Origin of the sequence: Bradyrhizobium nitroreducens (genome assembly GCF_002776695.1) — a bacterium.
Lineage (GTDB): Bacteria > Pseudomonadota > Alphaproteobacteria > Rhizobiales > Xanthobacteraceae > Bradyrhizobium > Bradyrhizobium nitroreducens.
Genome location: NZ_LFJC01000003.1, coordinates 6,293,933 through 6,316,883 on the forward strand (window position 1 = coordinate 6,293,933; position 22,951 = coordinate 6,316,883).

19 protein-coding genes are annotated in these 22,951 nt (G+C 65.4%); 7 read left to right on the top strand and 12 right to left on the bottom strand.

From position 1 onward, the window contains the following. Positions 1-158 precede the first annotated feature (158 nt). The 5 genes from pstS to TSA1_RS30090 all read right to left on the bottom strand — a co-directional run bounded on the left by pstS (position 159) and on the right by TSA1_RS30090 (position 5,870). Positions 159-1,172, bottom strand: a complete 1,014-nt coding sequence (gene pstS / locus TSA1_RS30070) for a phosphate ABC transporter substrate-binding protein PstS (RefSeq protein WP_100181417.1) — start codon at positions 1,170-1,172, stop codon at positions 159-161. Between the two features lie 150 nt (positions 1,173-1,322). Then, the gene (locus tag TSA1_RS30075; RefSeq protein ID WP_100179483.1) at positions 1,323-2,615 is read right to left on the bottom strand and encodes an ATP-binding protein; all 1,293 of its coding nucleotides are present in this window, start codon (positions 2,613-2,615) and stop codon (positions 1,323-1,325) included. Positions 2,616-2,641: 26 nt separating this feature from the next. Continuing rightward, the gene (locus TSA1_RS30080) at positions 2,642-3,700 is read right to left on the bottom strand and encodes a lysylphosphatidylglycerol synthase domain-containing protein (protein WP_100179484.1); all 1,059 of its coding nucleotides are present in this window, start codon (positions 3,698-3,700) and stop codon (positions 2,642-2,644) included. Between the two features lie 470 nt (positions 3,701-4,170). Further along, positions 4,171-4,473 (bottom strand): hypothetical protein, encoded by a 303-nt coding sequence (locus tag TSA1_RS30085; protein ID WP_174719131.1) that lies wholly within the window; start codon positions 4,471-4,473, stop codon positions 4,171-4,173. 2 nt (positions 4,474-4,475) lie between these two features. Further along, on the bottom strand, positions 4,476-5,870 hold the full coding sequence (locus TSA1_RS30090; protein ID WP_100179486.1) for an OmpA family protein: 1,395 nt from the start codon (positions 5,868-5,870) through the stop codon (positions 4,476-4,478). 164 nt (positions 5,871-6,034) lie between these two features. On the opposite strand from TSA1_RS30090, the gene TSA1_RS30095 reads away from it, so the two are divergent. Next, positions 6,035-7,093 (top strand): polysaccharide deacetylase family protein, encoded by a 1,059-nt coding sequence (locus TSA1_RS30095; protein ID WP_100179487.1) that lies wholly within the window; start codon positions 6,035-6,037, stop codon positions 7,091-7,093. A gap of 176 nt (positions 7,094-7,269) precedes the next feature. Beyond that, the gene (locus tag TSA1_RS30100) at positions 7,270-8,070 is read left to right on the top strand and encodes an SDR family oxidoreductase (RefSeq protein WP_100179488.1); all 801 of its coding nucleotides are present in this window, start codon (positions 7,270-7,272) and stop codon (positions 8,068-8,070) included. Between the two features lie 236 nt (positions 8,071-8,306). Here TSA1_RS30100 and boxB read toward each other — a convergent pair whose 3' ends face one another. The 5 genes from boxB to TSA1_RS30125 form a co-directional block, all read right to left on the bottom strand. Beyond that, positions 8,307-9,758 carry a benzoyl-CoA 2,3-epoxidase subunit BoxB gene (gene boxB / locus TSA1_RS30105; protein WP_100179489.1) on the bottom strand — a complete coding sequence of 484 codons (1,452 nt, stop codon included), beginning with the start codon at positions 9,756-9,758 and terminating at the stop codon, positions 8,307-8,309. Between the two features lie 101 nt (positions 9,759-9,859). Further along, entirely contained in the window at positions 9,860-11,548 is a 1,689-nt protein-coding gene (gene boxC, locus TSA1_RS30110; protein ID WP_100179490.1) for a 2,3-epoxybenzoyl-CoA dihydrolase, read from the bottom strand. 118 nt (positions 11,549-11,666) lie between these two features. Further along, complete coding sequence (locus TSA1_RS30115) at positions 11,667-12,191, bottom strand: DUF309 domain-containing protein (protein WP_100179491.1); 525 nt, start codon at positions 12,189-12,191, stop codon at positions 11,667-11,669. An 18-nt stretch (positions 12,192-12,209) separates the two neighbouring features. Then, positions 12,210-13,028 carry an alpha/beta fold hydrolase gene (locus tag TSA1_RS30120; RefSeq protein ID WP_100179492.1) on the bottom strand — a complete coding sequence of 273 codons (819 nt, stop codon included), beginning with the start codon at positions 13,026-13,028 and terminating at the stop codon, positions 12,210-12,212. A 223-nt stretch (positions 13,029-13,251) separates the two neighbouring features. Beyond that, positions 13,252-14,793, bottom strand: a complete 1,542-nt coding sequence (locus tag TSA1_RS30125; protein ID WP_100179493.1) for a benzoate-CoA ligase family protein — start codon at positions 14,791-14,793, stop codon at positions 13,252-13,254. A gap of 121 nt (positions 14,794-14,914) precedes the next feature. Between TSA1_RS30125 and TSA1_RS30130 the strand changes: the two genes are divergently transcribed. From TSA1_RS30130 to TSA1_RS30140, 3 genes are all read left to right on the top strand, one after another. After that, a complete protein-coding gene (locus TSA1_RS30130; RefSeq protein ID WP_100179494.1) occupies positions 14,915-15,823 on the top strand; it encodes a helix-turn-helix transcriptional regulator in 909 nt (302 codons plus the stop codon). A gap of 131 nt (positions 15,824-15,954) precedes the next feature. After that, on the top strand, positions 15,955-16,350 hold the full coding sequence (locus TSA1_RS30135; RefSeq protein ID WP_100179495.1) for a group II truncated hemoglobin: 396 nt from the start codon (positions 15,955-15,957) through the stop codon (positions 16,348-16,350). Between the two features lie 89 nt (positions 16,351-16,439). Next, a complete protein-coding gene (locus TSA1_RS30140) occupies positions 16,440-17,120 on the top strand; it encodes a transglutaminase-like domain-containing protein (protein ID WP_100179496.1) in 681 nt (226 codons plus the stop codon). 17 nt (positions 17,121-17,137) lie between these two features. Here the strand turns inward: TSA1_RS30140 and ybaL are convergent, their stop codons facing one another. Both ybaL and TSA1_RS30150 read right to left on the bottom strand, forming a co-directional pair. Next, positions 17,138-18,874 carry a YbaL family putative K(+) efflux transporter gene (gene ybaL / locus TSA1_RS30145; protein WP_100181418.1) on the bottom strand — a complete coding sequence of 579 codons (1,737 nt, stop codon included), beginning with the start codon at positions 18,872-18,874 and terminating at the stop codon, positions 17,138-17,140. Between the two features lie 61 nt (positions 18,875-18,935). Continuing rightward, positions 18,936-19,721: an IclR family transcriptional regulator domain-containing protein gene (locus TSA1_RS30150; protein ID WP_100179497.1), complete on the bottom strand. Its 786-nt coding sequence runs from the start codon at positions 19,719-19,721 to the stop codon at positions 18,936-18,938. Positions 19,722-20,025: 304 nt separating this feature from the next. Here TSA1_RS30150 and TSA1_RS30155 point away from each other — a divergent pair, with 304 nt between their 5' ends. Beyond that, positions 20,026-21,384: an aromatic ring-hydroxylating dioxygenase subunit alpha gene (locus TSA1_RS30155; protein WP_100179498.1), complete on the top strand. Its 1,359-nt coding sequence runs from the start codon at positions 20,026-20,028 to the stop codon at positions 21,382-21,384. Between the two features lie 110 nt (positions 21,385-21,494). After that, entirely contained in the window at positions 21,495-22,931 is a 1,437-nt protein-coding gene (locus TSA1_RS30160; RefSeq protein WP_100179499.1) for a glutamine synthetase family protein, read from the top strand. Positions 22,932-22,951: the final 20 nt, after the last annotated feature.

Genomic DNA, 22,951 nt, shown 5'->3' on the forward strand with positions numbered 1-22,951 from the left:
CCGTTATATACGCTTGTTCTTGATGTTTTTGGTGCCGTGCCCCGGATGCGGTGCAGCGCGAAGCGGTGCGCCGCTGATCCGGGGCCTAGCGTTTGTGGGTCCCGGCTCTGCGGAGCAGCACTACGTGCTGCACCGCGTCCGGGACACGATAGCTTTACCTAGCTCTTGATCTCGGCAGCCCAGGTCTTCTCGATCTGCTTGACGACGGTGTCCGGCATCGGGATGTAGTCGAGCTCCTCGGCCGCCTTGTCGCCCTTCGTGAAGGCCCAGCGGAAGAACTTGATGGCTTCCTGCGAAGCCGCCTTGTCGGTGGCGTCCTTGTGCATGAGGATGAAGGTCGCCGCCGTGATCGGCCAGGACTTCTCGCCGGGCTGGTCGGTCAGGATGACGTAGTAGCCGGGCGCCTTGGCCCAGTCGGCGTTGGAGGCGGCCGCCTGGAAAGCTTCGACGGTCGGCTGCACGGTCTTGCCGGCCTTGTTGACGAGACCGGTATAGGTCAGCTTGTTCTGCTTGGCATAGGCATACTCGACGTAGCCGATCGAGTTCTTGGTCTGGCCGATGTTGCCCGACACGCCTTCGTTGCCCTTGGCGCCGACGCCAACCGGCCACTCGACCGCGGTGCCCTCACCGACCTTGCTCTTCCAGTCCGCACTGGCCTTGGAGAGGTAGTTGGTGAAGTTGAAGGTGGTGCCCGACCCGTCCGAACGGCGGACCACGGTGATCGCATCCGACGGCAGCTTGACGTTCGGATTGAGCTTCTTGATGGCCGGATCGTCCCACTTGGTGATCTTGCCGAGATAGACGTTGGCCAGCGTCTCGCCGTCGAACACCATCTCGCCCGGCTTCACGCCCTCGAGGTTGACCACGGGAACGATGGCGCCCATCACCATCGGCCACTGGACGAGGCCGTCCTTCTCGAGCTGCTCAGCCTTGAGCGGCATGTCGGTCGCGCCGAAGGTCACGGTCTTGGCCTGGATCTGCTTGATGCCGCCGCCGGAGCCGATCGACTGGTAGTTCAGACCGTTACCGGTCTCCTTTTTGTAGGCGTCAGCCCACTTCGAATAGATCGGGAACGGGAACGTCGCGCCGGCGCCGGTGATGTCGGCAGCAAAGGCCGCCGTCGTCGAAGCGGCAACCATGCCGGCAACGACGATCGTCTTGAGGAAATTCATGCTGGTCTCCATTGGGGGGAGCGAAGCGCCATCCGCGCCCGATCGCGCTCCCCACGCCGCCCCTTTAGGAGCGGTCGGCTGTGCTTTTACGAAGGTTTCGTGACAGTCGGATGACACGCGCAAGCGATTGAAATCACTCGCGTTTCTATCTCAAACTAAAGTCTTGGCCTGGGGAAAGCAGGCGGTGAAAGTCGCACCCTGCTTGGGCACGCTTTCGATCAAAAGCCGGCCGCGATGGCGGTTAAGAATATGTTTCACCAGCGATAATCCGAGCCCGGTTCCGCCCTGCGAGCGGCTGTCGCCGACGTCCACGCGGTAGAAGCGCTCAGTCAGCCGCGGCAGGTGCTCGGGCGCGATCCCGGGGCCGAAATCGCGCACCATGATCCGGATTTCCTGAGTTCCATCAGTGGCTGCGGCTGAGGTCAGCGACACGACGACGCGTCCGCCCGAGGCGCCGTATTTGAGCGCGTTCTCGATCAAATTCTCGAACAGGCGGAGCAGCTCCTCGCGGTCGCCCGCGATCATCACCGGGCTGTCGGGCAGATGGAGCTCGACCTCGACCTGCCGCTCGCGCGCCAGCGGCTCGAGCCCGTCGGCGACCTGGCGGATGATCGGCAAGAGGTCGACCAGGGTGTCGGGCCGGACATGGGCCGACAGCTCGACCCGCGACAGCGACAGGAGATCGTCGATCAGGCGCGCCATGCGGGTGGCCTGGTTGTGCATGATGCCGAGGAAGCGCTCGCGCGCCTTGGGATCGTCCTTGGCCTGGCCCTGCAGCGTGTCGATGAAGCCCGACAGCGCCGCGAGCGGCGTGCGCAGCTCATGGCTGGCATTGGCGACGAAGTCGGCGCGCATCTCCTCGACCCGGCGCAGCGGCGTCTGGTCGTGGAAGGTCATCAGCATGCATTTGTCGGCGCCGCCGAAACTGGTCGGCACCGGCACCGGCGTGATGATCAGCTCCATCCAGCGATCGACCGGGACATGGTCGAGATAGGTCGCGCGGCGCGGCTCGGTGGTCGCGATCGACTCGCGCAGCGCCGTGATGATCTCCGGCGAGCGCAGCGCGAACTGGGCGAGCTCGTTCCGGCGCAGTGCCGGCGCGAGCTGGGCCGCGGCGGCATTGAGGTGGATGACGCGGCCGGCGCGGTCGAGCAGCACCGCCGGATCCGGCATGCCGGCGACGACCGCGGCCACCGCCGCGCTCTCGACCGGGTTGATGCGGCGGGTGTCCTCGCGCGAGGCCGCGGCATCGTGCAGGCGCCACGGGATCAGCGCCGCTGCCGCGATGCAGAGGAACACGGCAGCGGCATGCAGCACCGACAATTCGCCGAGCGAGACGACGACGGACAGCGCCAGCGCCGCGGCGATCAGGATGACGGTCGAGTGCCGCAGCCGGTCGGACCAGGGCTGAGCGGCGGGAGAAGAAGGGGCGTCGATCGCCATCGGGCGGACTTCTCCTGGGGCTTACCTTAAGATTTGGCGCCGTCGCTGCGCTCTCTCACATAAGCGGCTTCGGGCGCCGGACCGGGGTCGAGCTTGAGCGCCGCCTGCTGCAGGCGCTTCGATCGTGCGCCGATGATAACTTCGCGAAACGTCAGCAAGATTACAGAGATGACGAAAGGCGAGAGATAATAGAGGACGCGGAACAACAGCATGCCGCCGAGCAGTTCCTCGCGATCCATCTGCCAGAGGCCGACCAGCATGGCCGCGTCGAACACCCCGAGCCCGCCGGGCGAATGGCTGGCGAAGCCGAGCAGCGTCGCCGAGACGAAGATCACCGCGACCACGACGAAGCCGAGATTGGGCTCGTCCGGGACCAGCACGTACATCGCGAGCGCGCAGAAGCCGAGATCGATGATGCCGATCGCGATCTGGAGCAGCGTCAGCGGGCCGCCCGGCAGCACCACGGTCCAGGGACCGCGGCCGACCACCCGCGGCTGGGTCCAGACCCAGACCACATAGCCGATCAGCGCCACGATGATCATCAGCGCCAGGGTGCGGTTCAGCCAGGGCGGAAGCTGGTCGATCGAGGCGGCGGCTTCCGGATGATAGGTGATGCCGAGGCCGAGCACGGCGGCATTGCCGAGCCAGAAGGTCAGGCCGGCGAGGAAGCAGATCTTCGCCACGTCGATCGCGTTCAGCCCATAGGCCGAGTAGATGCGGTAACGCACCGCGCCGCCGGTGAAAACGCTGGCGCCGACATTGTGACCGATCGAATAGGAGGTGAAGGCCGCGAGCGCATTGATGCGGTAGGGCACATGGGAGTGACCGATCGCTCGCACGGCGAACAGATCGTAGAAAGTCAGCGTGAAATAGCCCGCGGCGACGAACAGCGCCGCCATCGCAATCTGGCTCGGCTCGGTGCTCTTGATCGCTTCGAGGACCTCGTTGAAATCGATGCCTCGCAGCATGTGGTAGAGCACATAGCAAGCGATGCCGATGACCGCGACGCTGATCACAACGCCAAGCTTATGCAGGATTTGCTTCTCGCGCAGAAACGACGTCGCCCTGCGTATGGCTTCCAGCATCTAGACCTCGAACAACGCTTCAGCGGCCAGAACGGCCAGCGGACGGGACGGCGCAGAGGCACACGACGACCCCTCGCCGTCGGCTCCGGCATCGCGCATGCCCCCTGCCCCTCCACTAGCGCGTTTTCGGGCCGAGTGGAATTCGCCAATTCGAACAAAAACACGTGCCTTCAATATTTTAGGCAGGGTTGCGGGCTCCTGATGCACGGTTTGGCGCCTTCTGCGGCAGGATCGGCGGCAAGACTCGAGGCGAATCTCCATGGCGATCCTGCGCAGGCGCCGTGAAGGTTTGATGATTTCGGCCGCACAATGTTCCGTCACGCCTTAAGCCGAAATCAATCTATGGGCGGGCCCGGCTTGTTGAAAGAGGGGCATCGAAGCGGCCGGCCGCGGATTTCCGATGCGCCGAAAGGCCGCGGCGGGCCCCTCCTGCGCCTTGCCCCGACCGAAGGACCGGGGGCGTGGCAACGTCACAGAGGGGCTGGCGGTGCGGTGCGCGCGACCACGCGGTCGCGCAGCCAGGCGCCGATGGTGCAGCCGACGAGGTAGCAGGCGAACATGACGAGGCCGAGATCGAGCCAGTAGCCGAAGCGGCCGGGGACGACATGGGCGAACGAGGCCGCGACCAGGGCGGCGGCAAGCACGGCGAGCCAGCGCGCCGTCACCTTCGAGGTGCCGTTGCCGCGCTGGACCACCGAGATCCAGCCCATGCAGAAGCCGAGCAGCACCGAGCCGATCAGCCAGCCCATATGAAACGAGAGGAGATAGGGCATCGTCACCTCACCAGAAATTCGATGCGGCGGTTTTGCACCTTGCCTTCGTCGGTGTCGTTGCCGGCGACGGGCTGCGTGCTGCCATGGCCGACCGCGGTGAAGCGGCTGGCGGGCAGGCCGGCCTTGACCAGATAGTCGATCACCGCCTGCGCGCGCTTCTCCGAGAGCGCCCGGTTGAAGCCGTCCTCGCCGTCGGCATCGGTATGCCCGGCCACCTCGACATTGGTATTGGGGCAGCGCAGCGCCGTCTCGATCAGATGATCGAGAATGGCGGCGGAATCCGGATCGATGTCGGCGCGCTTGGGCGCGAAGCGGATCTTGCCCTTGGCCAGGAGGTCCGTGAACAATTGCTGGCACACGGTGCCGTCGACCGGACCCGCCGCGGGCTTCACGGTGATCTCCGGCTTGTATTGCCAGGTTTTCGGGAAGTCCTTGCCGAGCCCGGCGCGGATGTCGTTGGCGGCACCTTCATAGAGCGCATCGCCCGACAGCTTCACCTCGCGGTCGGAGACGACGAGCGTGCCGGTCGACAGCCGCGACAGCGCGCCGAGCGCTGCGATCACGGCCGTGTTGAAGGAGCCGGGCGCGCCGATGCTGGCCTTGAGATTGTCGACGACCTTCTCGGTGAAGAATTTTCGCGCGGCGCTGGTGGCGATCGCCGCGTGGATGGCGTTGTCGGGCACATAGCCGGTCAGCGTCACGGTCGCGGCGACCGGATCCTTGTAGGCCTGGAAGATGTAGGGCGGCGCCTTGACGTCGTTGGCAGCGATCGAGAAGCCCTCGGGCAGGTTCTTCAGCGCAGCCGCGATCGCCTCGCGGCCGCCGAGATCGCGCGCCATGCCCGACAGATTGACCTTGGTGTCCGTGATCGTGATCTTGCCGTCCTTCAGCTTGCCGATCTGGTCCAGCAGCAGCATCGCGGCGGCCTCGAACCGCGGCGGCGCGCCCCGCGCCAGACCCATCTGGTCGGCCACCTCGACGCCGCCGACCTCCTTGCGGGCCGCCTCGGTCAGCCGGCCCTTGATCGACGGCAGCGGCGCGGAGCCCGACAGCGTCACCCGCACCACATCGCGCTCGGCGTTCCAGACGAAGGGTTTGGCCTCGGGAACAAGACGGGTCCGGTCGTCGACCAGACGCACGCCCGGGACCGTCTCGACCGCCATCACGGCGTCGCGGCGGCCCTCCTCGGAGAAGGCGTCTGCGACCAGGCTGACGTCGCGGCCGTCCACCGCGATCCGGGTCTTGTCCAGAACGGTCCCCTTCAGCGCGGCCGAGCTGCGGGCCGACAGGTCGGCCTCGACCGGTAAGGTATTATTCCAGGCCGCAAATCCCCACATGACGGCCAGGGGAATTAACCCCGGCCACCATTTGCTGGCCCACCTGAAAAGCTTCTGCATTCGACGACCCGAACTCTGGAACCGGAGACAAAACAAACCCTTGGCAGGCTGTCAAACCGGAAATGGCGCCCTTCCGAAGGCACCGGCTGGACAATCGGGATAACTTTTTCTTCAAGGGTTCTTCCGTAAGTTGAAGACGGAATGCCAAAGTCCGCCGGCCGGTCATGAAACAACTGCGTAACAACGTCATCCGCGCCGGGCTGGGAGCACTCTATTTCAGCGGGGCACACCATCTGCTGCGCCCGCTTCTGTCGGGCGTCGGCGCCATTTTCATGCTGCACCACGTCCGGCCGGCCCGCGAGGCGGCGTTCCAGCCGAACCGGCACCTCGAGGTCACCCCCGAATTCCTGCGCGAGACGCTGTGCCATTTGCGCTCGCGCGACATCGACATCGTCAGCATGGACGAGCTGCATGAGCGGCTGGTGCAGAGCCGGTTCGAGCGCCGCTTCGCCGCCTTCACCTTCGACGACGGCTATCGCGACAATCTGGACCATGCGCTGCCGGTGTTGCGCGAATTCGACGCACCGCTGACGGTCTATGTCGCGAGCGATTTTGCCGAAGGCACCGGACGGTTATGGTGGGCGGCGCTGGAAGCCGTGATCGCCAAGGCCGAGCAGATCGACGTCACGATCGGCCATTCCGCACTGCGGCTCGATGCGACGACGCCTGCGGCCAAGCAGGCCACCTACGACCGCCTGCACGACTGGCTGCGCGCGCTGCCGGGCGAGCACGATCTGGCGCGCGAGATCGAGGCGCTCTGCACACGCTATGACGTCGACATGGCCGCGCTGTGCCGCGGCCTCTGCTTGTCCTGGGACGAGTTGAAGACATTCGCCGCTGATCCGCTGGTGACGATCGGCGCGCACAGCGTCAGCCATTGCAACCTCGCCAAGCTGGCGGAAGACGTCGCCGCGCAGGAGCTGGCTGTGAGCCGGGCGCGGATCGAGCAGGCGCTGGAGCGTCCCGTGCTGCATCTCGCCTATCCCTATGGCGACCGCGAGGCCGCAGGCACGCGTGAATTCGGCCTCGCCGCGACGGCCGGCTTCAAGACCGCGGTGACGACGCGGCCGGGCATGCTGTTCGCCGAGAATGCCGATCACATGACGGCACTGCCGCGCGTCTCGCTCAACGGCAACTACCAGGACGCGAGAATTCTGCCGGTGCTGACCTCGGGCGCCGCGACCGCGATGTGGAACGGTTTCCGCCGGATCGCGGCGGCGTAGCTGCGCTCCGATCTCCACTGTCGTCCCGGACAAGCGCGCCCCAAGCGCGCGCAGATCCGGGACGACACTGAGTTTGTCGGGCCGTTATCGCGCCTCACTTGCATCTGACCTAAGCGCCTCTTCCTTGACTCCCCTGCCCTCCCCGCCCAAAACAACGCCAACGCAAGGGAGGCACCATGTTCAAGGATATGTTTTCGCTCAATGGCCGCGTCGCGCTGGTGACCGGCGGGTCGCGTGGCATCGGCAAGATGATCGCGGCGGGATTTCTCAGCGCCGGCGCCGCAAAGGTCTACATCACCGCGCGCAAGGCCGGACCGTGCGAGGCGACCGCCAAGGAGCTCAGCGCGCAATATGACGGCGAGTGCATCGCGCTGCCGATCGACATCTCGACCATCGAAGGCTGCGACAGGCTCGCTTCCGAGATCATCAGGCTGGAGCCGAAGCTCGACATCCTCGTCAACAATGCCGGCGCGGCCTGGGGCGCGGAGTTCGACGAATTCCCCGAAAGCGGCTGGGACAAGGTGATGGACCTCAACGTGAAGTCGCTGTTCTTCCTGACCAAGGCGCTGGCGAAGCCGCTGCGCGCCGCAGCCTCGCACGAGCGGCCCGCAAAGGTGATCAACATCGCCTCGGTCGACGGCATCTTCGTGAACCCGAGCGAGACCTATTCCTACGCCGCCAGCAAGGCCGCCGTGATCCATCTGACGCGGCGCATGGCGACCAAGCTGATCAAGGACAACATCAACGTCACCGCGATCGCCCCGGGTGCGTTCAAATCCGACATGAACCGCGCCGCGCGCGACCATTCGGACGAGGTCGCCAAGCGCATTCCGGCGCGGCGGATCGGCACCGACGAGGACATGGCAGGGGTGGCGATCTATCTCGCCTCGCGTGCGGGCGATTACGTGGTCGGCAACACCATCGCGGTGGATGGCGGTGTGGTGTATGCGAATGCGGGACTGGAGATCGCGGGGTAGCAGTGCGGGCTGCTATCGCTCCACCGTCACCACGCACCCCGCTGTCGTCCCGGACAAGCGCGCCCCAAGCGCGCGCAGATCCTGGACCCATAATCACAGGAAGTAGTTTGGCGAAGACTCGTGGTTGCCTGCTCGCGCCACGACCTCTCCGTGGGGTTGGGTCCCGGATCTGCACAAACGCCTGGCATTGCCAGGCGTTTGCTTGTCCGGGACGACAGTTGAGGATGAGGCCGCGCTTACGACTCGATCTTCACGTACTCGAAATCGCCGGGCTTGTTGTCGATGCCGACCTTCGGTGGCGAGATCCAGGAGGCGAACTTGCCGCTCTCGGTGACGGGCTGCATCAGGGATGTGATGAAGTCGCCGTCGCTGGTCGAGGGCAGCCACTCGTCCTTGCGCTTGGCCCAGGTGGCATTGTCGATCAGAAGGCCGTCGGGCGTCGCGTGCACGTCCTTGAACTCGCCGATGTGGCGGTGGAAGGCGACGTTGGGCAGCTTGAGCTGGAAATCGTAGCCCGCGGTCGTGATCACCTTGTTCCAGCGCAGCAGGCCCTTGACGCAGTCCTGGCTGTAATCGTCGCGCAGGCGCATGTTGAGCGCGGTCAGCGCCGGCTCGTCGACCAGCTTGATCTCGCCGTTGATCAGCTTGAGCACCGGATAGGTGGAGTTCTTGAGCTGGTGGTCGTCCTCGATCTGGGTCTCGTGATAGCGGCCCTTGATGCCGGCGTTGAAGGCGTTGGCGGCGTTGGTCGACACCTCCGAGCCGAACAGATCGAGCGACAGCGTGTAGTGCAGGTTCAGCTTCTTCTGGATGGTCGGCAGATCGATCACCCCGAGCGCGCGGACCTTGGCGATATCGGTCGGATCGGTGATGCCAGCCTCGCGCATCGCATCGCAGGTGCGCTGCACGACGCGGGTGATGCCGGTCTCGCCGACGAACATGTGGTGAGCTTCTTCCGTCAGCATGAAGCGGCAGGTGCGCGACAGCGGATCGAAGCCCGACTGTGCCAGCGAATGCAGCTGCATCTTGCCGTCGCGGTCGGTGAAGTAGGTGAACATGAAGAAGGACAGCCAGTCCGGCGTGGCCTCGTTGAAGGCGCCGAGCATGCGCGGCGCGTCGGCATCGCCGGAGCGGCGGCGCAGCAGATCGTCGGCTTCCTCGCGGCCGTCGCGGCCGAAATATTTCTGCAGCAGATAGACCATCGCCCAGAGATGGCGGCCTTCCTCGACATTGACCTGGAACAGGTTGCGCATGTCGTAGAGCGAGGGCGCGGTCTTGCCGAGATGGCGCTGCTGCTCGACCGAGGCCGGCTCGGTGTCGCCCTGGATCACGATCAGGCGGCGCAGCATGGCGCGATGCTCGCCCGGCACTTCCTGCCAGGCCGGCTCGCCATAATGCTCGCCGAACGGCACGACGCGATTTTCTTCCTGCGGCGCCAGCAGAATGCCCCAGCGATATTCGGGCATGCGGACATAGTCGAACTTGGCCCAGCCGCGCGGATCGACGGAATAGGCGGTGCGCAAATAGACCAGCGACTCCTGGAAGCCCTCCGGTCCCATGTCGCTCCACCAGTCCATGTAACCGGGATGCCAGCCCTCCAGCGCCTTGAGCACCTGGCGGTCTTCGGCGAGATTGACGTTGTTCGGAATCTTGGTCGAGTAGTCGACGTTCATGATGTTCATGTTCATGGTGGACCTCCCGTGGGGGACTGGTTGAAGTAGGCGAGTAGCGAATGGCGAGTAGCGAATGGAAGTGCACCATTCGCTATTCGCCACTCCCCATTCGCCCTCTAGACTCGCGTCATATCGAATTTCGGCTTCTGGCCGCTGCCGTAGCGGCGCAGCGCGCCTTCCTCGCCGACCGCGTTGGGGCGCTGGAAGATCCAGTTCTGCCAGGCGGTCAAGCGCGAGAAGATTTTCGACTCCATCGTCTCGGGGCCGACGAAGCGCAAATTCGCTTCCATGCCGGTGAGGCTGTCGGGGGAGAAGCTGGCGCGCTCTTCCAGAAACACGCGGACCTCGTCGTCCCAGTCGATGTCGTCGAGCGCGAAGGTGACGAGGCCGAGCTCCTCGGCCTGCTCGGCGTCGAGGCTGGTGCCGAGCGTGGCTTCGGCGCGCTCCACATCGGAGGGATCGGCCTGGAAGCGCGATTGCAACCGCGTCAGGCCGTGGCTCATCGGATAGGGTCCGAAATTCATGGCGGAGAGCTCGATCGACGGCGGCGGGCGGTTGTCGCCCTGGCGCGTGCCGATCAGCATGTAGGAGCGGTCGGCGGCGAAGACGAGCTCGGCGAGCGTGCCGGCAAAGCACGAGCCGGGCTCGACCAGCGTCACCAGCGTGCGCGAGGTGACGTCGATGCGCTTGAGCACGCGCTTCCAGTAATGCCTGATTTCGTTGACCAGCCAATGCGCCTTGTTGGCCTCGAGGAAGGCATCGTGCGCGAGCACATGGGCGCGGTCGCCATGGCTCTTGAACACCAGCATGGCGATCTCGAGCTCGTTGATGCGCAAATGCAGGATGGCATCGTCGAGCTCGCGCGCGACCTGGAGCGGCCAGAACGAAGCTCCTAACGCCATCATGCCGTCGATGTCGGCGGGCGGCGCGGCTTCAGGGGCCTTGATCGAGATGGCGGCAATGCGGGCGGCGCGATCGATGTCGACGGTGACGAAGCCGTAGCGGATGCTGTTCTGGTCGATGACGCGCTTCAGCGGCGTCAGTGCGATGCCCTTGCCGCTGCCCTTGCGCTTCGAGGCCGCCGCAAACTCCCTGGCACGCTCGGCGATCCTGGCCTCGAGCTTGGAGTTCGGCGCGATCTCGTCGACGAGGCGCCACTGCACGGCGCGCTTGCCCTTCACGCCTTCCTCGATGGTGCAGAAGAAATCGGCGTGGTCGCGGCGCACCTTGCGCTTGTCGACGACGCGGGTGAGGCCGCCGGTGCCGGGCAGCACCGCGAGCAGCGGCACTTCGGGCAGTGCCACCGCAGACGATCCGTCGTCGGCGAGGATGATGTGGTCGGTCGCGAGCGCCAGCTCATAGCCGCCGCCGGCCGCCGAGCCGTTCACCACGGTGATGAAGCGCTGGCCGGAATTTTCCGAGGAGTCCTCCATGCCGTTGCGGGTCTCGTTGGTGAATTTGCAGAAGTTCACCTTGTGGGCGTGGGTGGAGCCCGCGAGCATGCGGATGTTGGCGCCGGCGCAGAACACGCGGTTCTTGGCCGAGCGCATCAGCACGACCTTGACCTCGGGATGCTCGAAGCGCAGGCGCTGGACCGCGTCCGCAAGCTCGATGTCGACGCCGAGGTCATAGGAATTGAGCTTGAGCAGATAGCCCTCGAACAGGCCGCCATTCTCGTCGACGTCCATGGTCAGCGTCGCAACGTCACCGTCGACCGCAAGCTTCCAGTGCTTGTAGCGGGACGGTTCGGTCTGGAAATCGATGAATGTCGCGCCGCCTGCGAGGCGCCGATCTTCCCCGGCCATGGGTCATCCCTGAGCTTGATTGTGGACTTCGGTCTTTACCGTTAGATGCACAATAGTGCATCTTTTTGAGCACGTCTAGTCAATAACGACCAGTGCATGCACTTTGTTTCATGAGACCCTACGATCGGACAATGGCGCTGAGCGCGATCCAGTCGGCCTTGGTGAGCTCGGCCCGGCCGAGCTTGGCCTGGAGCAGAGCCGTCAATGCCGGTATCGGGAAGCTTTCGACGAAACCATCTCCACCCGGCGCCGCCTTGCGCGAGGTGAACGTGCGCAGCTCCCCAAGCGCGTCGCCAAACAAGCGCGCGGCCGAATACGCCTTCTGCATGCGCAACCGTAAATTCGCATTGGCGATGAGGATGCAGGCGCGCAGCAGAATGCGCTCGCGACCGTTTTGCGGCGCCGCGGCCCACACCGCCTCCAGCACCTCCTGCGCTTCCCAGAAATAGCCGCGGTCGTTGAGCGCAAGCCCGTAGCGCAGCGCCGGATGGCGCGCCGGCACGTGGCCACGGAAGGCCGGCGGCACCATCGCCTTGGCGAGCGCGAGCGTCTCGTAATCGGCATCCAGCCCGGCGGCTTCGCCGGGCACATAGGCCCATTGCGGCCACGGCAACGGGCCGGTCGCATGTGGAGGCACATTCATGGATGTGCCTCCGCATGGTCATGCGGCGCGTCCCTGAAGCCCCTGATCGTCGCGCAGGGCCGCTTTTGCAAATAGCTCAATCGCGTCAAGCGTCGCCCCCGGCGCTTCACGATGCGGGGAATGGCCCGCGTCTGAAATGAATTTAAAATCTACCGGACAGTAGCACTCTTCCCTGGCAATTTCGACCTGGCGCAATGTCCCATATTGATCATTCTCGCCCTGCAGGACCAGGACGGGTACGCGGATATAGGCGAGGTATTCGGAGATATCCCAGTCGCGGAATTCGGGATCGAGCCAGGCGCCGTTCCAGCCGTAGAAGGCGTTGTCGACGTCCTTGTGCCAGCGCGCGAGCTTTACCTTGAGGTCGGTGGTCTCGAACGCGGTCTTGATCTCGGCGATGGATGTCACCGAGACGTCCTCGACGATGAAATGCGGCGCGATCAGCGCGATGCCCTGCAGACGGTGATCCTGATGTGAACCGGCATAAATGGTTGCGATCGAGGCGCCGTCGGAATGGCCGAGCAAGAGGCCGCGCTTGAACGGAATCGCATCGAGGATTTTCGGCAGCACGTCGAGCGCCTCGCGCTGCATGTAGTCGAGCGGCCGTGGCAGCGTCACCGGGCTCGACTGGCCGTAGCCCGCACGCGAATAGAGGAAGATGCCGGCGCCGGTGGCTTGCTGCAGCTTCTCGGGAAAATCGCCCCAGAGCCCGACCGAGCCGAGGCCTTCGTGCAGCATGACGATGGTGGGGGCGTCAGCCGATGCAGGCGCGAGCCATTTATATTCGAGGCTGGCACCGCCGATGCTGAGGAAGCCGGTGGGGGTGAGATTGGTCATGGTCGAATGTCCATTTCTAGCCAATTCCGAGATGCCCACCCTCCCCTGGAGGGGGAGGGTCGATTCACAGCGAGCGCAGCGAGATGTGAAGCGGGGTGGGGTGACAGTCTCTCCACAAATGCAGCGCACGTGTGGATAGATCACCCCACCCCGTCACGCATCTCGCTACGCTCGATCGCGTGCCGACCCTCCCCCTCCAGGGGAGGGTAAGCAGCCCGCACGCTCAATGCGCCCCTTCCCGCAGCTTGAACCGCTGGATCTTGCCCGTCGCCGTCTTCGGCAGGGACTCCACCACGTCGATCCAGCGCGGATATTTCCACGGGCCGATCTTCTGCTTGACGTGCTCCTTGAGCGCCTCCTGCAACGCCGTCGCTGTCGCGCCGGGGCGCAGCACGACGAAGGCCTTTGGCTTGAGCAATCCTTCCGGATCGGCCTCGGGTACGACGGCGGCTTCCAGCACGGCGGGATGCGTGATCAGCGCGCTCTCGACCTCGAACGGCGAGACCCAGATGCCGGAGACCTTGAACATGTCGTCGGCGCGGCCGCAGAAGGTGTAGCGGCCTTCGGCGTCGCGGATGTATTTGTCGCCGGTGCGGGTCCAAGGCCCCTCGAAGGTGCGGCGGCTCTTGTGGCGCTGGTTCCAGTAGCCCTCGCCGGCGGAGGGCGCGTCGACCAGGAGCTCGCCGACCTCGCCGTCGGCGACGTCCTGTCCGGCCTCGTTGACGAGCCGCACCGCATAGCCCGGCACCGGCTTGCCTGATGAGCCGTACTTGATGTCGCCGGGCGCGTTCGACAGGAAGATGTGCAACAGCTCGGTCGAACCGACGCCGTCGAGAATGTCGACGCCGAAGCGCGCCTTCCAGCTGTTGCCGACCGATTCCGGCAGCGCCTCGCCGGCGGAGGTGCAGATGCGCAAGGCCTTGCCGCCGCGCTCGCTCTTCATCGTCTCGTCGTTGAGCATCGCCGCGAACAATGTCGGCACGCCGTAGAAGATCGAGGGATTGTAGCGGTTCATCAGGTCGAACATGCGCGCCGGCGTCGGCCGCTCGCTGTTCAGGACCACGCTGGCGCCGACCGACATCGGGAAGGTCAGCGCATTGCCGAGCCCATAGGCGAAGAACAGTTTTGCCGCGGAGAGACACACGTCGCTCTCGCGGATGCCGAGCACCTGTTTTGCGTAGGTGTCGGCGGTCGCCTGCAAGTTCGAATGGATATGGCGCACGCCCTTCGGCATGCCCGTTGACCCCGACGAATAGAGCCAGAACGCCGGCTCGTCCGGATGCGTCGCGGCGGTGGTGAACTGATCGCTCTCGCCGGCGAGCTCTTCCGCGAGCTGCTTGTGGCCGTTCTGCTTGGCGCCGGAGACCACGACATGCTCGAGATCCGGCATGCGGCCGACCACGTCCTTGATGACGGGATAGAGCGCCTCGGAGACGAACAGCACGCGCGCGCGGCAGTCGGCGAGGATGTAGGCGTATTGATCCGCGGTCAGCAGCGTGTTCAGCGGCACCGGCACGATGCCGGCACGGATCGCGCCCAGGAACACGGTCGGGAAATCGACCGTGTCCAGCATGATCATCGCCACCCGCTCCTCGCGGCGGACGCCGAGCCGGCGCAGCATGTTGGCGGCGCGGCAGGTCTGTTGCTTCAGCTCGCCATAGGTGAGCCGCGAGACGGTGTCGTCGAAGGCCAGCTTGCTGCCGCGGCCCTGCTCGACGTTACGGTCGAGCAGCCAGGTCACCGCGTTGTAGGATCCCTCGCTCACGGACTTCTCCCCCGAATTTAGAATTATAATTCATAGAAAGACACCGCGGCGGCTTGCTGTCAATGCCAGCAGGCACTATGTTTCATTAAAACGCGCCGCAGGACATCTGTAAAGAAGGCTCATGACCGACAGTCCCGACGCCGAATCCCGCTTCCTCGAACAGCTCGGCCAGCGCGTGCGCACCATGCGCGCGCTGCGCGGCATGTCCCGCAAAGTGCTCGCCAAGGTGTCGGGAATCTCGGAGCGCTACATCGCGCAGCTCGAGAGCGGCAAGGGCAATGTCTCCATCGTGCTGCTCCGCCGCGTCTCCGACGCGATGGGCGCGCATCTCGAGGATCTGCTGCCCTCGGCCGAGCCGACACCGGACTGGCAGATGTTTCGCGACCTCCTGCGCAAGGCGACGCCGGCGCAGATCGCGCAGGCCAAGGATCTGCTCGCTGGCGGCAGCGCCACCGCACCGCGGCGCGCGCCGTTCTGCGGCATCGCGCTGATCGGCCTGCGCGGTGCCGGCAAGTCGACGCTCGGGCGGATGCTCGCGAAGAAGATCGGCTGGAGCTTCGTCGAGCTCAACAAGGAGGTCGAGCAGCAGAACGGGCTCTCGGTCGCCGAGATCATCGCGCTGTACGGCCAGGAAGGTTTTCGCCGCATGGAGCAGGCGGCACTGCAGCAGCTGCTCGCGCGCAACGAGCTGATGGTGCTGGCGACCGGCGGCGGCATCGTCTCGGAGCCGCTCACCTTCGACCAGATCCTGACCTCGTTCTACACGATCTGGCTGAAGGCCGAGCCCGAGGAGCACATGGCCCGCGTGCGCCGCCAGGGCGATCTGCGTCCGATGGCGGATGATCGCTCCGCCATGGCGGAGCTGCGCAATATCCTGCTCAGCCGCGAGCCGCTGTATTCGCGCGCGGCGGCGGTGGTGGATACGGCAGGCCTCTCCGTTGATGCGGCCGCCGCGCGGCTGATCGATGCGGTGCGGCCGGTGCTGCAGAACGAGGCCCGCAGCTTCGGGCTGCGGAGCGTGGCGCTGTAGGGCGAGCAGCATCCAAGCTCTCCGCTGTCGTCCCGGACAAGCGTAAGCGCAGATCCGGGACGACAGCTGAGTTTGTACACGGGCACCAGCAGTCGTATATGCGAGCCCAGCAGCAACCATCCGGACCACCCATGACCTCCACCGACGTCACCACCTCCATGTTCGAGCGGATCGGCGGCAGCGCCACGATCGACGCTCTCGTCGACCGCTTCTACCAGCGCATGGACACGCTGCCGGAGGCGAAGGTGATCCGTGCCATGCACGCGGACGACCTCGGCCTGATCAGGGACGTGCTGAAGCGTTATCTCAGCGAATGGACCGGCGGCCCGCGGCTCTATACTCCCGAGAAGGGCCATCCGCGGCTGCGGCAGCGGCATATTGGCTTTGCCATCGGCGACGCCGAGCGCGACGCGTGGATGGCCTGCATGCGCGGCGCGATGGAGGAGACGATCACAGATCCCGCCGCGCGGCAGGAGCTCGACAAGGCGCTGTCCGGCCTCGCCGACTGGATGCGCAACCGGCAGTGAGACGGCGGCAGCGCCTCGACGCAATTCGAAGGCGCGCATCCGCAGCGCGTGATTTGAATTCCGCGGCGATCGCCTGCTAAGCTCACGGCATGACCGACAGCCTCCCCGACACGATCCGCCGCCTCTACACCGATCCCGGCGAGTACATCGACAGCGATCATCCCGCCGTGCAGAAATTCGCGAACGACGCCGTGCGCGCGGATGCGAGCGCGCGCGAGAAGGCGAGCGTGCTCTACAAGGCCGTGCGCGACGGCATCCGCTACAACCCCTACGTCAGCATGCGCGTCGCCGAGACCTTTCGCGCCTCGAGCGTGCTTGCCGCCGGGCAAGGCTATTGCGTCGGCAAGGCAGCGCTCTATGCCGCCGCCTGCCGCGTCCACGGCATTCCCGCCCGGGTCGGCTTTGCCGACGTGAAGAACCATCTCACCACCGAGAAGCTGCGCGCGAGCATGGGCACGGACATCTTCACCTGGCACGGCTTCACCGAGGTGCATGTCGACGGCGCCTGGCGCAAGGCGACGCCGACGTTCAACGACACGCTCTGCGCCAAGGTCGGCGTCGCGCCGCTCGATTTCGACGGCCACACCGACGCGCTGCTGCATCCGTTCGACGGCGAGGGCCGGGCCTACATGCGATACGTCAACGACCGCGGCACCTATCACGACGTCCCCGCGAAATTTTTGATGCGCGAGATGGCGCGCGATTACGCCAACATGCAGGGCGAGGACCTCTCGGGCCGCGACATGGAGCGCGAGGCCGAGGGGCGGTAGGGCGAGGTGCCTCGCGGTCAGACGACCGAACCGACCGCGAGCGTGCGGCGATCTTGCTGGGCGGCATCCGGAACCCTCCTCTCCAGCTCCTCGATCATGCCGCGCGCGATTTCGCGCTCGCCCATGATGACGACATCCGCCCCCAGCCCCTTCAAATGATCGACCTCGGCATCCGCATGCGCCCGCGCGATGATGCGAATGTCGGGATTGGCCGCGCGCGCCTGCTGCACGATCTGCCCCGCCTCGAACGCTTCCGGGATCGCGATCACCAGATGCCGCGCCCGCGCTGGATTGGTGGCGCCGAGAATCTCCGGCTGCGCGGCGTTGCCCATGATGGTCTCGATGCCGCCCTGCTTCAGCTTCGCCAGCGCGCTCTCGCCGGTCTCGGCGACGAGGAACGGCCATTGCCGCTGCTGCAGGGCGTCGCCGACCAGCGCGCCGACGCGGCCATAGCCGATCACGATCGTATGGTCGGTGAGATCGGTGGTGCGGATCGGCTCCGGCACGGCGGCCTTGGCTTGCGGCGAATCCCGCCGCGGATCGAGCCGCGGCGCAAGCCAGGTGGCGGCCGCGAACATCAGCGGATTCAGCATGATGGAGAGGATCGCACCGGCCATGATCAGGTCGCGGCCCTCCTTGGGCAGGATCTGCGAGGCGACGCCGAGCTCGGCCAGGATGAAGGAGAACTCGCCGATCTGCGACAGGCTCGCCGAGATCGTCAGCGCGGTTGCGGCCGGATGCCGGAACAGGACGACGATCAGGAACGCAGCGAGAGATTTGCCGAGCATGATGATCACCAGCGTCGCCAGCAGCGGCCAGGGCTCGCGAACCACGCTCATCGGATCGAACATCATGCCGACCGAGACGAAGAACAGCACGGCGAAGGCATCGCGCAGCGGCAGCGATTCCTGCGCGGCCCGCGCGCTGAGCGGCGATTCCCGCAGCATCATGCCGGCGAAGAACGCGCCGAGCGCCAGCGAGACGTCGAACAGCTTCGTGGCCCCGAAGGCGACGCACAGCGCGATCGCCAGCACGGCGAGGCGGAACAACTCGCGCGAGCCGGTATGCGCGATGTAATGCAGGATCCAGGGGATCACCCGGCGTCCGACCACCAGCATCAGGCCAATGAAGACGACGATCTTGACGATGGTCAGCATCACGATGCCGGCGAGACCAAGGCCGAGCTGCGCGGCCAGCGGCTCGAACGCGGGCTTGCCTTCGGCGCCGCCCTGCAGGCTGGCGATGGCGGGGAACAGCACCAGCACGAGCACCATCGCGAGGTCCTCGACGATCAGCCAGCCGACCGCGATGCGGCCGCGATCGGTCTCCATCAGGCGCCGCTCCTGCAGCGCGCGGAGCAGCACCACGGTGCTGGCCACCGACAGAGCGAGGCCGAACACCAGGCCGGCACTCATGCCCCAGCCCATCAGCCATGCAAGACCAAGCCCCATCAGCGTCGCGGCGGCAATCTGCACGACGGCACCGGGAACGGCGATGTTGCGGACGCTGAGCAGATCCTGCAGCGAGAAATGCAGCCCGACGCCGAACATCAGCAGGATGATACCGAGCTCCGAGAGCTCGATGGCGAGCGCCTGGTCGGCGACGAAGCCCGGCGTGAACGGACCCACCGCAACACCGGCGAGAAGATAACCGACCAGCGGCGGAATGCGGAACCGCTGCGCGATGGTTCCAAGTACGAAAGCTAATCCAAGTCCAACGACGATTGTGGCGATGAGAGGTGTGTCATGCGGCATCTTTGCCTTTTGACACAGCATGCGCGGGTGTGCACCGCGACCTGTGCGCGCGGGTCAATGCTCACAGCAACTGCGAACGCACCGCTTCCGCGCCTTCGCGCAGCAGTGGCAGGAAACGGTCGATCAATTCCTGCGCCGGCACGCGATCGACATGGGCGCCCATGTTGATGGCGGCGACGATCACATTGTCGTACCGGCGCACGGGAACCGAGATCGAGCGGAAATGCGGCTCGGCCTCGCGATCGACCAGTGAATAGCCTTGCGCACGGTCGGCGACGATGCGGGCGAGCAGCGTCTTCGGATCCGTTACCGTCTGCGGCGTCAGCGCCTCGCATGTCATCGTCTTCAGCCGTGCGGCGAGATCGGCATCGTCGAGCTGGCCGAGCATGGCGCGGCCGACCGAGGTGCAGAACGCCGGCAGGCGGTAGCCGATCTCGAGTCCGCCGGAGAACATCCTCGCCGGACTGCTGCGCGCGACGAACACGACGTCGTCGCCGTCGAGCACCGCGAGCGAGGAGATTTCGTTGGCCGCGATCGCGACGCGATCGAGCACCGGCTGCAGCACGGCGACGAGCTGATTGGAGCGCAAGTAAGACGCTGCCAGCGTCAGCACATGCGGTGTCAGCGAGAACAGCTTGCCGTCGCCGGAGACGTAGCCGCCGCGCTGCAGCGTGAACAGCATGCGCCGCGCGGTGGCGCGCGGCAGATCGGCCGCCCGCGCGAGATCGCTGAGCGTCATCGGCCCGGTATTCGTGCCGAAACACTGCAGCAGGCGCAGCCCGCGATCGAGCGCCTCGACGAAATCCGTCGCGCGCTCCTCGCTTTCGCTCCGCTTCAGCTTGGGCATGGTGAGGGCCAATCCTGCAAAATAGTGCTTGCCGCCTTTTCAAGGCATGTCATAATTCGCCCATTCGTTCAATAGGCGAACATAATTTGTCAAGCGAGCACGCTCGTGGTCTCCCTCGCCCCGCTTGCGGGGAGAGGGGTGGGGTGAGGGGGAGTCTCCACAGGGACGGTGACAGCTGCCCTCGCGGAGAGTCCCCCTCACCCGGATTGCATCGTCGATGCAATCCGGCCTCTCCCCGCACGCGGGGAGAGGCGAAGAGCGCACTGGCCCTCGACTTGTTCGATCAAGGAAGGATGCGACCGCCATGATGAGCCAGGAGCAGAACGACCTGATCACCCGCACCGGGCCGAAGGACCCCTGCGGCAAGCTGATGCGGAGCTATTGGCAGCCGGCGGCACTGGTGGACGAACTGCAGGGCGCGCGACCGATCCGTCCCGTCAGACTGCTCGGCGAGAACCTCGTGCTGTTCCGCGACGAGACCGGACGTTACGGCCTGATGGATCGCCACTGCGCCCATCGCGGCGCCGACCTCGCCTTTGGACGGCTCGAGCATGGCGGCCTGCGCTGCGCCTTCCACGGCTGGCTGTTCGATGCCACCGGCCAGTGCATCGAGACGCCGGCCGAGCCGAAGGATTCGAAACTCTGCCAGAACATCCGCCAGCGCTCCTATCCCGTCGTGGAGAAGAGCGGCATCCTCTGGGCCTATCTCGGCGAGGGCGAACCTCCGGCGTTCCCGGAGATCGATTGCTTCGTCGCGCCCGGCACGCATACGTTCGCATTCAAGGGTCATATGGCCTGCAACTGGCTGCAGGCGCTTGAGGTCGGCATCGATCCCGCGCACGCGTCCTACCTGCATCGCTTCTTCGAGGACGAGGACACCTCCACTGCCTATGGCAAGCAGTTTCGCGGCGCCTCGGCGGGAAGCGACCTGCCGATGACGAAGATCCTGCGCGAATACGACCGTCCCATCATCAATGTCGAGCACACCGAATACGGATTGCGGCTGATCGCGCTGCGCGAGATCGACGAGGAGCGCACCCATGTGCGCGTCACCAACCAGCTGTTCCCGCACGGCTTCGTCATCCCCATGAGCACGGAGATGACGATCACGCAATGGCACGTGCCGGTCGACGACGAGAACTGCTACTGGTACGCGATCTTCACCAGTTATTCGAAGCCGGTCGACAAGCAGAAGATGCGCGACCAGCGGCTCGAGCTCTATGAGCTGCCGGATTACAAGTCGCGCAAGAACCGAGCCAACGATTACGGTTTCGATCCGCACGAGCAGCAGACCGCGACCTATACCGGCATGGGCAACGACATCAACGTCCACGATCAATGGGCGGTGGAATCAATGGGCGCGATCCAGGACCGCACCCAGGAGCATCTCGGTTCGAGCGACAAGGCGATCGTGCAGTATCGCCGCCTGCTGCGGCAGGAGATCGAGAAGGTCCAGGGCGGCGAGAAGCCGATGCTGTTTTTGGATGACAGCAGGGCACGCAGCATTCAGGGACCAGCGACCATGGACGGCATCGGGCCGACCCAGGGTTGGGAGCTCTACTGGATGGAAGTCGACGTCAAGCGCCGCCGCGGCGCGCCGTGGACAGCGCCGGTGCCGAAGGAGATCGCGGACAACGTGCACAAGCTGACGGCGGCGGAGTGATATAGGTACCGTCGTTCCGGGGCGATGCGCCAGCATCGAACCCGGAACCTCGAGATTCCGGGTTCTCGCTTCGCGAGCCCCGGAATGACAAGCAGCGAGGAGCAATCAAAGTGACTTTCGTCGCGCGTCATGCGCTGTGGTCGGATGAGCAGAGGGACGCGGCGGCGCGCATGCGTCGTCTCGTCGAGGAGAAGAACCTCGAAGTCATTCGCCTCGCCTTCCCCGACCAGCACGGCATCCTGCGCGGCAAGACCATCATCGCCTCGGAGGCGATCGCTTCGCTGGAGAGCGGCTGCTCCATCACCACCACCATGCTGGCCAAGGACACCTCGCACCGCACGGTCTTTCCGGTGTTCACCGCGGGCGGCGGCTTCGGCATGAAGGAGATGGAGGGCGCGGCCGACGTGGTGATGGTGCCTGATCCCACCACGTTTCGCGTCTTGCCGTGGGCACCGACCACGGGCTGGGTGCTGTGCGACCTCTACTTCCAAGACGGCCGCCCGGTGCCGTTCGCGACGCGCTCGCTCTATCGCAAGGTGATCGACGAACTCGCAAGCCGCGGCCACGATTTCGTCGCGGGGCTCGAAGTCGAATTCCATATCTTCAAGCTCGACGATGCGCATATGCGCCCCGAGGACGCGGGACAGCCGGGCACGCCGCCGTCGGTCAGCCTGCTCAGCCACGGCTATCAATATCTCACCGAGCAGCGCTTCGATCAGATGGAGCCGGTGCTGGAGATTCTCCGCCGCGACATCGTCGCGCTCGGCCTACCCTTGCGCTCGGTCGAGGTCGAGTTCGGCCCGAGCCAGTGCGAATTCACCTTCGCGCCGAAGAAGGGCCTGGAACCCGCCGACAACATGGTGCTGTTCCGCTCCGCCGTGAAGCAGATCGCGCGGCGCCACGGCTATCACGCCACCTTCATGTGCCGGCCGAAGCTGCCGAACGTGTTCGCCAGCGGCTGGCACCTGCACCAGTCGGTCGTCTCGCGTACGAGCGGCGAGAACCTGTTCATGGCGAAGGACGGCGGCGAGCCGCTCAGCGCATTCGGCAAGGCGTATCTCGCCGGCCTGCTCGACCACGCCCGCGCTTCCACATTGTTCACGACGCCGACCATCAACGGCTACAAGCGCTACCGCTCCTATTCGCTGGCGCCGGACCGCGCGATCTGGGGCCGCGACAATCGCGGCGTGATGATCCGCGTGCTCGGCGGCGCCGGCGATGCCGCAACGCGCCTGGAGAACCGCATCGGCGAGCCCGCCGCCAATCCCTATCTCTACATGGCCTCGCAGATTCTCTCCGGCCTCGACGGCGTCGACCGCAAGCTCGATCCCGGCCCGTCCGCCGACACGCCCTACGAGACCAAGGCGCCGCTGCTGCCGAAGAGTTTGCGCGATGCGGTGAGCGCGCTGAAGGACGATCCGTTCTTTCGCGAAAAGCTGGGTGCGGAATTCGTCGACTATTACACCCACATCAAGAACGCCGAGATCGACCGCTTCCTGAGCGAGGTGACGGATTGGGAGCACCGCGAGTATTTCGAGGTGTTCTGACGGCTACGTCGTCGGCGTCA

Excerpts from the sequence above, each read along its gene's own strand:
- pstS (WP_100181417.1), bottom strand. The coding sequence starts at position 1,172 with ATGAATTTCCTCAAGACGATCGTCGTTGCCGGCATGGTTGCCGCTTCG.
- TSA1_RS30075 (WP_100179483.1), bottom strand. The coding sequence starts at position 2,615 with ATGGCGATCGACGCCCCTTCTTCTCCCGCCGCTCAGCCCTGGTCCGAC.
- TSA1_RS30080 (WP_100179484.1), bottom strand. The coding sequence starts at position 3,700 with ATGCTGGAAGCCATACGCAGGGCGACGTCGTTTCTGCGCGAGAAGCAA.
- TSA1_RS30085 (WP_174719131.1), bottom strand. The coding sequence starts at position 4,473 with ATGCCCTATCTCCTCTCGTTTCATATGGGCTGGCTGATCGGCTCGGTG.
- TSA1_RS30090 (WP_100179486.1), bottom strand. The coding sequence starts at position 5,870 with ATGCAGAAGCTTTTCAGGTGGGCCAGCAAATGGTGGCCGGGGTTAATT.
- TSA1_RS30095 (WP_100179487.1), top strand. The coding sequence starts at position 6,035 with ATGAAACAACTGCGTAACAACGTCATCCGCGCCGGGCTGGGAGCACTC.
- TSA1_RS30100 (WP_100179488.1), top strand. The coding sequence starts at position 7,270 with ATGTTCAAGGATATGTTTTCGCTCAATGGCCGCGTCGCGCTGGTGACC.
- boxB (WP_100179489.1), bottom strand. The coding sequence starts at position 9,758 with ATGAACATGAACATCATGAACGTCGACTACTCGACCAAGATTCCGAAC.
- boxC (WP_100179490.1), bottom strand. The coding sequence starts at position 11,548 with ATGGCCGGGGAAGATCGGCGCCTCGCAGGCGGCGCGACATTCATCGAT.
- TSA1_RS30115 (WP_100179491.1), bottom strand. The coding sequence starts at position 12,191 with ATGAATGTGCCTCCACATGCGACCGGCCCGTTGCCGTGGCCGCAATGG.
- TSA1_RS30120 (WP_100179492.1), bottom strand. The coding sequence starts at position 13,028 with ATGACCAATCTCACCCCCACCGGCTTCCTCAGCATCGGCGGTGCCAGC.
- TSA1_RS30130 (WP_100179494.1), top strand. The coding sequence starts at position 14,915 with ATGACCGACAGTCCCGACGCCGAATCCCGCTTCCTCGAACAGCTCGGC.
- TSA1_RS30135 (WP_100179495.1), top strand. The coding sequence starts at position 15,955 with ATGACCTCCACCGACGTCACCACCTCCATGTTCGAGCGGATCGGCGGC.
- TSA1_RS30140 (WP_100179496.1), top strand. The coding sequence starts at position 16,440 with ATGACCGACAGCCTCCCCGACACGATCCGCCGCCTCTACACCGATCCC.
- ybaL (WP_100181418.1), bottom strand. The coding sequence starts at position 18,874 with ATGCCGCATGACACACCTCTCATCGCCACAATCGTCGTTGGACTTGGA.
- TSA1_RS30150 (WP_100179497.1), bottom strand. The coding sequence starts at position 19,721 with ATGCCCAAGCTGAAGCGGAGCGAAAGCGAGGAGCGCGCGACGGATTTC.
- TSA1_RS30155 (WP_100179498.1), top strand. The coding sequence starts at position 20,026 with ATGATGAGCCAGGAGCAGAACGACCTGATCACCCGCACCGGGCCGAAG.